This is a genomic window from Spiroplasma endosymbiont of Phyllotreta cruciferae (genome assembly GCF_918697755.1).
Genome location: NZ_OU953854.1, coordinates 268,424 through 278,626 on the forward strand (window position 1 = coordinate 268,424; position 10,203 = coordinate 278,626).

General features: G+C 24.3%; 11 protein-coding genes and 2 pseudogenes. 5 read left to right on the forward strand and 8 right to left on the reverse strand.

Annotation, left to right across the window (positions count from 1 at the left end; genetic code table 4):
- Positions 1–65 precede the first annotated feature (65 nt).
- The 8 genes from NL276_RS01720 to NL276_RS01755 all read right to left on the reverse strand — a co-directional run bounded on the left by NL276_RS01720 (position 66) and on the right by NL276_RS01755 (position 6,809).
- Positions 66–1,526 carry a hypothetical protein gene (locus NL276_RS01720; RefSeq protein ID WP_253301729.1) on the reverse strand — a complete coding sequence of 487 codons (1,461 nt, stop codon included), beginning with the start codon at positions 1,524–1,526 and terminating at the stop codon, positions 66–68.
- 293 nt (positions 1,527–1,819) lie between these two features.
- On the reverse strand, positions 1,820–2,065 hold the full coding sequence (locus tag NL276_RS01725) for a hypothetical protein (protein ID WP_253301730.1): 246 nt from the start codon (positions 2,063–2,065) through the stop codon (positions 1,820–1,822).
- 258 nt (positions 2,066–2,323) lie between these two features.
- A complete protein-coding gene (locus tag NL276_RS01730) occupies positions 2,324–3,292 on the reverse strand; it encodes a hypothetical protein (RefSeq protein WP_253301731.1) in 969 nt (322 codons plus the stop codon).
- A gap of 156 nt (positions 3,293–3,448) precedes the next feature.
- Positions 3,449–3,634: a hypothetical protein gene (locus tag NL276_RS01735; protein ID WP_253301732.1), complete on the reverse strand. Its 186-nt coding sequence runs from the start codon at positions 3,632–3,634 to the stop codon at positions 3,449–3,451.
- A gap of 180 nt (positions 3,635–3,814) precedes the next feature.
- Positions 3,815–4,687: a hypothetical protein gene (locus tag NL276_RS01740; RefSeq protein ID WP_253301733.1), complete on the reverse strand. Its 873-nt coding sequence runs from the start codon at positions 4,685–4,687 to the stop codon at positions 3,815–3,817.
- Complete coding sequence (locus NL276_RS01745) at positions 4,680–4,958, reverse strand: hypothetical protein (protein ID WP_253301734.1); 279 nt, start codon at positions 4,956–4,958, stop codon at positions 4,680–4,682. Before NL276_RS01745 ends, NL276_RS01740 begins: the two co-directional genes overlap by 8 nt.
- The gene (locus NL276_RS01750; protein ID WP_253301735.1) at positions 4,958–6,418 is read right to left on the reverse strand and encodes a PBSX family phage terminase large subunit; all 1,461 of its coding nucleotides are present in this window, start codon (positions 6,416–6,418) and stop codon (positions 4,958–4,960) included. The genes NL276_RS01745 and NL276_RS01750 overlap by 1 nt, the downstream gene beginning before the upstream one ends.
- Positions 6,411–6,809 carry a hypothetical protein gene (locus NL276_RS01755; protein ID WP_253301736.1) on the reverse strand — a complete coding sequence of 133 codons (399 nt, stop codon included), beginning with the start codon at positions 6,807–6,809 and terminating at the stop codon, positions 6,411–6,413. Before NL276_RS01755 ends, NL276_RS01750 begins: the two co-directional genes overlap by 8 nt.
- Positions 6,810–6,999: 190 nt before the next feature.
- On the opposite strand from NL276_RS01755, the gene NL276_RS01760 reads away from it, so the two are divergent.
- From NL276_RS01760 to NL276_RS01775, 5 genes and pseudogenes are all read left to right on the forward strand, one after another.
- Complete coding sequence (locus NL276_RS01760; protein ID WP_253301010.1) at positions 7,000–7,263, forward strand: transposase family protein; 264 nt, start codon at positions 7,000–7,002, stop codon at positions 7,261–7,263.
- A 140-nt stretch (positions 7,264–7,403) separates the two neighbouring features.
- Positions 7,404–7,550, forward strand: a pseudogene (locus NL276_RS05115) (helix-turn-helix domain-containing protein); the annotation flags it as partial.
- Positions 7,551–7,562: 12 nt separating this feature from the next.
- Positions 7,563–8,114 carry a DDE-type integrase/transposase/recombinase gene (locus NL276_RS01765; RefSeq protein ID WP_253301039.1) on the forward strand — a complete coding sequence of 184 codons (552 nt, stop codon included), beginning with the start codon at positions 7,563–7,565 and terminating at the stop codon, positions 8,112–8,114.
- A 196-nt stretch (positions 8,115–8,310) separates the two neighbouring features.
- Positions 8,311–9,294 (forward strand): annotated as a pseudogene (locus NL276_RS01770) (IS30 family transposase).
- Between the two features lie 327 nt (positions 9,295–9,621).
- Complete coding sequence (locus tag NL276_RS01775) at positions 9,622–9,999, forward strand: hypothetical protein (protein ID WP_253301737.1); 378 nt, start codon at positions 9,622–9,624, stop codon at positions 9,997–9,999.
- The last annotated feature ends 204 nt before the right edge of the window (positions 10,000–10,203 follow it).

The window sequence follows — 10,203 nt, forward strand, 5'->3', positions numbered from 1 at the left end:
GTCTTTTTTTACTTTACTTACTTTTTGGGGTGCACTCTATATTTTTTTAAATCTCTTTTTTCTATTTATCTTGGTTTAATTATAATTTTAATGGGATTATTACTTTTATTTCTAATACCTAATGTGCCTCAATTATTAACATCTATTGTAATTTCTTTGTCATTACCTAAATTATTTCAAATAACAGTTAATAATCTTGCTGATAAACTAGCAAGTACTGTTTTTGAAAATCTAATTTTTAATTTAATATCATTTGTATAATATGCCTGTAAATATGTTTCTGTAATTTTAACTTTATCAGTACCAGTACTAGGTATTTTTGTTATTTGAAATAAAAAGATAATATTTATTTTCTTTTTGTTATCAACATAAATATTTTTATAATTTCCACTCGGTAAGCCACTAGTGTATGCAGTTTCAAATGTTTTAATATCATTATTTATATTATCTGTATATAAAGTTATTGTATTGTTAAAATTAACATTATCAGTTTGTGACTGACCAGTTTGGCTTAGAACTGAAACATCTATTAATGAACATAAATTATTATTGCAATTATTATTTCCACCATTTAAATCAACTCTTCTATTAGGAATAAATCATTGTATTTTAGGATCTGAACATTCAACTTGTAAATTACCCAAATTACTTATTTCAATAGTTTTATAAGCATCTTGAAATTTACTGATACTTTGAATTGTTGGGTCAATTTGTTTTAAATCAATTGCAATTTCATAATAACCTTCATTAAATTCACCAGAAAATAAATCAATTTTTGTATAACTAGAAGATATTGATTTTTTACATTGCGTAGGTGCTGTAATTTTAGTTTTTAATGGTTTGATTGTATTAGCATCTCAGATATCTTTTGTATAAGGTTTATAGTTATATGGTACTGGTGGTAAAATATATTTAGGGTAATTAAATGTTGGTATTTCATAGTCGTGTGGTAATAAGAAACTAGTTTTATAATTAGTTGTCATATCACGTAAATAATTATTTAGTGTACTTTTTGTTTTACCACGAAAACTTCATACTGATAATCGTAAATAATCTTCTTCATTATTTGTATATGGGTTATCAGCATAAAAGATAATTTCAAAATTACCTTTATATAATGCTTGGATTGAAAACATATCAATTATATAACTACAATTTGTCCCATCGGGTGTTTGTAAGAATTCTAAATCATTATCTTTTTCACTATCACTAACTGGTGTTTGTGCATCTACTGATTTGGTTTGTTCATTAATTAAATAAACTCTATTTGTTTTTTCATTTAATTGTTTTAAATTATATGTTGAATAAACTAATTCTTCGGTTGGTTTACCATCTTTATTTAAAACAGTACCTTTGCATTTATCTGTTAATAAAGTTGTAAAACCTAAACTAGTAGCATTTGCTCCAAAAATAGCACCAACTTTATCATTTCCTTGTTCTCTAAATATTTCAAATGGTAAATAACCTTTACCTTTTGAGTTTTCAGACCAAAATGCATCATTATAAAAAACTATAAATATTAGCACTCATAAAACCATTTAATCATTGGAAATTAGGTCATGATTTTTCATCTTGATTAATTACTCAACCTCACGGAATACCCAAAAGAAATAAAGTTTAAGAATTTACCAACTCCGCCCGGTATCGTAAAAGGATTAAAGACTAACTTTTGTGTATAGTTTAAAGGTAATACGGTAATTTGACGATTAATGAAATTATTTATATTTAAAATATCTCAAACATTACATGCACCCATTTTATTGTATTCAAATTGAATAGATCCAACTGTATTACCGAATTCATCTTTTCTTCTAAAATATTATGATGCTTGCGTACTAATTATATTATTAACATCTTCATTATTTACTTTTATTTTATCTGGTGGAGTAATCATTCAATTTTTAGACCAATAAAATTTAGAATCTTTATTTTCTGTATGAATATTTCTACCAACAGTAGAATTGGTTGCTGATGTAGTAATGGGGTCGGTTATAACAAATACCTTCACTATTTTTCTGTTTTCAAAAGTCATATCTACTTTCCATATCTTTTTTTCAATCTTCATAACCAGTTATCATTGTTGGTTGTATTCCTTGAATGTTATATCAACTTACATCGGGTGAAGCATATGTAATTGATTTTATCAGGTGGACAAGGATACATGTTATACATTAATAAGTCTCTTGAATTCATTACTTTTTTATTAAATTGCCCTTTAATAATTGGACGAACCAATAACTGGCATATCAAAAAAGATCGGATTACCATAAAATTTAACTGCCATCGCTCTAACCCCCGGGTCTTTTAGTAAAATATCATCTAATTAAACAATACCTTTATTTAGTTTTTCATCATAAGTTATTTTAGGAAAACAATAACCCTCTCCTGGAGCACTGGTTTGAATAAATTGTCTTACTGATAAACCACTATGACTAATTTTGTCATTAATACTTGAAAATGTAATTTCTTGTCATAAGAAACTACCATCATAAGGTGAATAATAATTAATAACATTAGAGGGATATAATCATTGTCTATCTTGGGGGGCAGAATTAATATCACCACCACCAATATTTAAACCACGATCATTAAATACAGTATAAAAATTATAATAATCATTAATATTTAATTTATCATCATCTTCATCTAAAATTAATAAAGTATATTGTCTTTCAGTTGATTGCTGAGTAAATACTTGTTCAAATTTGGCTTCTCCAAATTGAATTGAACTTCTATCATCAATCATATAAGCATCTCAATATTTACCAACTTTAACTTCTTTTGTATAAAAGTTATCAGCTTTATTATCATTTTTAATAAAATAACTTAATTTATATTGCTTTAAGTATTCTAACATTTTATCAACATAATAGATGTTTTCACCATCAATTAATTTTCAATAAACATTTGTATTTTCATCTTTTAATTTTATCGCAAAAGTTGTTTCATTATTTGCTCATATTGTTGAATTAATAGGTTGTTTATTAAAATCATCAACGGTTAAGATATTAATTTCTTCACCTTTATATTTTTGTACTATTTTTAAACTATTTTGTCATTGAGCAATAGTACTTTCCATATTATCAAATATGCGTGAATAACTACCATAATCACTAGGCTTTGCATTATTAGGTTTTCATACTGTTTCAGTATCGGGTATATATGAACTATAAACATTAAAAGGAAATACCATTCAATGTCTATTATCTCGTATGTTTTCTCTAATATCTATTAAAGTATCGTGGGCTTGTCTTCTTAATTCTTCTATAACCCCTGGGTTAATTCTACTCATTTTTTAATTCTCATTTATTTCTGTTCTACCTTGTACAGCATTTTGATTATTACCAGTTTCATCATATTCTAGTAATTTATTATTATGTTCTATTTCTTTAGTTTGCATTTTATCTTGTCATGACTCTACTTTTTCATAGTATTTGGTTGCTTCTAATTAATCAATATTATCATATTCAGTTACAGCTCTTATTGGTTCCATTGTGCCATTATCTAATCTAGCTGTAATTAATTCATTTTGTCGCATTTGGTCTACTAAACTAGCACTAACAAAATCAAATCCATAAGGTCGTTCACTAGTGCCATCTCATAAACCATAATATTTTAAAACAGTATCAAACATTTTAGTATAATATTGTTTACGATATGATTGTAAATATGCTTGTTTTTCTAAATCTTTTGTTTTAGTTAATAATGATTGTGTTTTATTTTGGTCATTATCTGATTTATCACCAAATGGACTAGAAAAATGACATGCTAAATATACTTGTTCAATAATTGCTTTTTGGTCTTCGGTATATGTTTATAATGTTGGTGTCCCTTGCACTACTTGTAAAGATTGGGATAATTGACCATCTACTGTTGATGAACTTGATTGAACAAAAATATCATCAAATACATCTTGTAGTACTTTTTTATTACATTTGTTATAAGCGGTCATTAAATCATCACTTAGTATCCCATATCAATGCGTACGATTTGCATATCTTTCTTTTGATTTAATATTAAAACTATCTTCTAAATCAAATTGTAATTTATAACAATTTGCCATTGTAGGTCATGGATTTAAAGTAGTTGATGTTGATAAAAATAAAGGATTAGGTTCATTTATCATTTCTCAAAAAGGGACTATGCCTAATTTATTTTTAAATTCTTGTACTAAAACAGGTTTAACATCATCTTTAATTTGTGTTTTACTTTGCCCAACAACTACTTCATTATTTTTTGGTCAACCTTTAATAACTATTTTATCTTTGGTACAAATTAAATTTAAAATAAAACCACTATCTGATTGATGATAATTTAATCAAATATCAGCACCTTGTTCAATTTCATTTATTTTACTTACTCTTGATGTAAAGTTAAAAGGGTTAATTCATAAATCAATATTGCCATCACTAGTTTCTAATAAACCAAAAATAGTTTTACCCATTAAACTTGCTGTTAATTCATTTTTATCTAATTTTTCTTTTATTTTATAAGTTTCATATCATCAGTTTAATTTTTCTAAAATGTCTTTACGATGAGACTTAAATAAAATATCTTTACCATTTACTAATCGCATTTGATGACGAGCGATAATATTTGCTAAATTAATTGTTCAATCATAATTATAAAATTTTAAAACACTATTAATATCATTTAAGTTTGGTAAACTAGGGAAAGTATTATTCATTGTTATTTTGCTCCTTTAATTTTAAGATAAGTGCATAATTAATTATATTTACTGTTAATAAATTTGGTTCATTTGCTAAAACTTGTACACATACTTTAACTTTTTGGTATTTTTTAATATATTCGTTATATAAATTTAATTTACATATTGCGATATTATCTTTTTTTAATTCTTGACAAAGTCTTTTTTTAACTTGTCCACAAACAGACATATAAGGTCTTTTTGCATTTATTACACGCCCATCATGTATTACATAAATATCTTTTTTCATTAAGTTATTCACTCCCTTTGTTGTCATAATTTATAATCTGCTGAACTATTATGTTTAACCATATTAACTAATTCAAAGTGTAAGGCATAAAAATCACTATCAAAGGTATCATCATATAAGTCTAGCATTCGTTCTTCTCTGGCATCTGGTTTATCTTCTCATTGAATTAATTCATATTGAGTTTTACTTACAGGACATTTTTCTCATAATCATTTTAATTGATTAGTATTTATTAACATTGTAAAGGCTTCTATAAGATGTCTTATTTTAAATTTCTGCTTTTGTGCTGGTTTAAATGTCATATATTGACCAAAAGAATAATTATATTTTTCTCGGTTTAAACTTTCTAATGTTGCATAAGCACTATCATCAACATTGATTGATATACCTTGCTGTATTAAATTAAAATATTGATTTAATTGATTGTTGTAAAACTCTAAAATATCTTTTATTTGTTCTAATGGTCCTTTAAATTGTTGAGTAGCATTTGAGTGTGTATATTCAGCAACTTTATAGGCTTTTTTATCAAATGAATTATACAATCAAAAACTAGCGGCTGTTGTATGCCCTTTTGGACTAGTAGAGTTTGCTAAGTCAACACCACCTAATAATTTAGTTGGTTGAATAATATCTGTTGCTTGCATAATATCAATATATCTTGCAAAGATTGACCCACTAGTATTGCCTGGTAAACCTCAACTCCAAACTCTTGCTCTTTCAATATCTAATTGTTCTAATCTTAATTGTTCATTAATTTTTTCTTGTGGTAATTCATAATTTAATCTTCAACTAGAATAATGAATAATAATTTTCATATTTCATTTTTCAATATACTTAATTTGCTCATATTTACTACGCATTATTTCTTTATTAAAAGGCATTAATTCATTACAATAACCAACAATATATCTTTTTAAACTTTCAGGATTACATGTATTAATTGTTATTTTATTTTGATAACCACGAATAGCAAACTCTAAATCACTTAAATCTTTTTGTTGAAATTGGTCGCATTCTTCTCTTCAATCAATAACTAATTTATATTTATTCAAATCAGCAAATGCTTTTAATTTTTCTTTCCGACTTGGTGAATGTAAACCTTTACAATATATTTTGCTACCATTTGATAAAGTAAAAGTAAAATTTGATAAATTAATAGTATAAGAAATATGATTTTCATCTAACATATTTCATATATTTTGAAAGACACTATCTTTTAAATCTTTACTTCAATACATACTAGCAATGATACAAATTGGTTCTTTAATTAATAAACTAATTTTTAATAATTCACCAAACATTTTAATATTTGATATAGTCTTACCACTATATCGTGTTCCAATTTGATTAATTTCATTAACTAACTCAATCTTTTTAGCAAATGGATATTTATTACCAACATTACTATTTTGTAATAACCAATAAGGCGTTTCTAACAAATAAGTAAAATGATTAAGCATTATTATCACTTTCTTTTTTAATATCTCTAAGATCAGTTTGTAAATTAACAATTATTGGCTGTTGATTATTTAAGTTTAATTCTTGTTCTAACTGTTTTTCTTGCAATGAATATTTATAATTAAATGCCCGTTGTCAATATAATTTAGCACCATCAGGTGATTTCATCATAAAATTAATTATTTCACTTTCAATTCTATCAACTTGTTTTTCAAGTAAAGGAACTATTTTCTCGCTCGCGTAAGTATCATATCTTCACTTACGAGAAAGGTTGAATTCATTGGTTAAATCATTCAAAGTATATGGTTTATTAGATGATTTATTTTCTCAAAATTGCTCTATTTTACGATAAAAAGTTGCCAAACTTGCTTTATTTGGATTAAATTCTTTCATTTTTACTTCTTTATATGGTTAAATATAAGTAGAGAAAAACATGTCATGTATAGAAGAACTTGACACGGTTCTTTTTTTGTTAATTATATTTTACATCAAAATAAAAAAAAGTAAATTACTAGAGTGCACACCAAAAAGTAAGTAAAGTAAAAAAAGACTTTGCTAAACTTTTAAAGGAGGTGCATTTTATATGGCAAGAAAAGGTCAAAAATATAACAAATATACATCAGAATTTAGAACAAAAATCATTGAGGAAATTAAACAAAAAAGTTGTTGAGTAGTAGCAAAACAATATAATCTAAATGCAAATACAGTAGAATCTTGATGAGCAAATCATAAAAAAGGAAAATTAAACAATCATAAAGGACCTAAAATCTCTTTTGGTAAAAGAGATTTAGAATATTATAAAACAAGGTATGAATTATTAAAAAAACTCCATGACTTTTACAATTAAGCAAACTAAGAATCGTCTCTTTTATTAAACAAAATTGTCATGAATATTCAATAAAATTATTATTAGAAGTAACGGGGTTAAAACGTAGTTATTGAGATAAATATAAAAATTATGACAGTAGCAAAAAAGATAAAGAAGCAATAAATGATATTGTAAAAGTCTATGAAGAAAATTTAAAACAATTTGGATATCGAAGAATTACTAAATATTTAAAAGAAGATTATGATATAAAATATAATTCAAAAAAAGTTTTAAGGATTATGCGTTATAATCAAATACAACCTGAATATGTAAGAAAAATGAGAAGAAAAATGAAATATAAACAGAATAAAGAAAAAAGTTTATTGCAATATCCTGATTTAATTAATCGTAAATTCAATGATATAAAAACAAGGTTTTCAGTGCTATATACTGATGTAACATATTTAATTTGAAAAAGAGAAAAATATTATCAATCAACAATTATTGATGGATATACTAAAGAAATAGTTGATGTAAAGTGATCTAAATATAATGACAATAAATTAGTAATAGATAATTTAAATGATGCAATTAATAAAATAAAATTAATAAAAAAAGATCTGAATGGAATAATAATTCATTCAGACCACGGATATCAATACACATCCGCTATTTATCTCGATAAATGTGTATCTAACGGTATTATAATTTCAATGGGGAAAAATTACCACTGTGCAGATAATATTGTTATAGAAAGTTTTCATTCATTACTTAAGAAAGCTACAATCCATAATAAAATATATAATTCACATGAAGAATATATACAAGATGTTATAAAATGAAATACATGATATTCAAATCGTAAAGAAAAAGATATAATAAAAAAATAGTAAATACTTTTTATTAGTACTTACTAAAATGGGTGCAGTCTATTACTTTACTTTTTTTAGTACACAAGCATAAAGAGATACAAATTTGATACTTGTTACAATATAATAATATAATATCTTTAAAAATATTTGTCAATACTTTTTTAAAAAATTCGTGTATAAATAAATTTATTAAAAGAAATGGAGATACAAATATATGCAAGATTATATACATTTACAATTTGATGAACGAAGATTTTTTAAGGATTTATTTTTATCTGATAGTTGCAAAAAGAAAAATGGCACACTTAATTTATCTGAAATATAAAGACAATCAGGAAGAGATATTAATACTATTAAAAGAGAAATTAATAGATTTAAAAATATAGAAGATTATGATGCTCGTAAAGCACATAATGATTATTTAAAAAAACGAGAAAAATCCATTAAAAAACCGCCTGAATTTACCGAAGAACAAAAAGAGTGATTAAATGTAAGATTTAATAAATATCATGATACACCCTCACAAATTATTAGAAAATTTAAAAAAAAGTTTGGTGTTAAATTTCCAGCATGTAAAAAAACTTTATATAAATGAATTAAGTTAAATTTATTAGGTTTAAATAAACAGAATTTACGCCATCATGGTAAAAAATACAAAAGAAAAGGAAAAACTGAAAATCGTGGTAAATTAGATGAAAGATTTAGATCAATATGAGATATTGAAAATAAAGAGACTAATGTTGGTTGATTTGAAATTGATACAGTTATTGGAAAAGACCATCAATCTAGTTGTTTAGTATTAGTTGAACAAAATAGTAAAAATTATTTTGCAATGAAATTAGAAAAAAATAATTCAAGTGAAGTTTTAGAAAAACTTGAACATATAGTTAGAATTAATGGTTTAGTTGAAAAAATTAAAGGAATAATAACAGATAGAGGAAAAGAATTTAGTAAGTTTGAAGAAATGGAAAAGATTACTGGTTCTAATATTTATTTTTGTGACCCTGGTTCACCACAACAAAAACCATTAATTGAATATATGAATGGCGAGTTTAAACATTGATTTAAAAAGGGAACAGATTTTAATCCTATTAGTCAACAAAAAATAGATTGAGTAGTTAATGTTATAAATGAAAAATTAAGGCCTGTTTTGAATTGAAGAACAGCAAAAGAATTATTTTTAGAGAATTTTAGATAGGTTTATTTACAAAATTTAATAAACTATTTTTCAGGTATGGGTAAATATGCTTAAAATAGACTAAAATTACAAATATTTTATTTTTTTTAAAAAATAGTTGCATTTATTTTAAATGATGTTATTATCAATCTAACAAGAGATACAAATTTGGAACTTGTATCTACACGATGCCTTTTTATTAATTTCATAGGGTCAATATTTTTATATAGGTTTTAATATAAAACAATTTTATTCTCGCTTTTAATTAAATTAAGAAATTAAGTCTTAACTATTTAAAGTTTATTTAAGAGAGAAGATAGATTTTATTTAGTTAGGAGTTAATTTCTTATGTTTAAAGATAGTAATGTTTTTGTTTATGATAATTTAAAAAATAATAGTCATAATATATTTATGAATAAATTAAATTATGCTAAAAAAGAATATTATTTAAAAAAGGTATTTTATGGTAATTATGTTAAAAATATTGTCTTACCCTTAGAATTAATTAATAATAATCCTCGTAATAAAACGGGAATTAAAAATACGGGAAAAAATGATAAAAAGTTATGAAATAGTCGTGTTCGTTCACGGGGTAATTGTATTCGTAAAGCATATGAAAATTTTTGAAATTGTAAAAATTTAAGTTTTCTTACTTTAACTTATGCAAAAAATGAAACAGATATTAAAAAATGTAATCGTGATTTAAAGTTATTTTTTCAAAAATAAATTATTGATATATCAATCCTATTAGATCTAAATATAATAAAGGAATTTTAAAATCTCTAACTACTTATGAATATCAACAACGAGGAGCAGTACATTTTCATATAATTTTAAGTCAAAAAATACCTAATAGTGTAGTACAACAATATTGAAAACATGGAATTAATAAAAATATTAAAGTTCGTAAAGGAACAAATGAAGATGTTG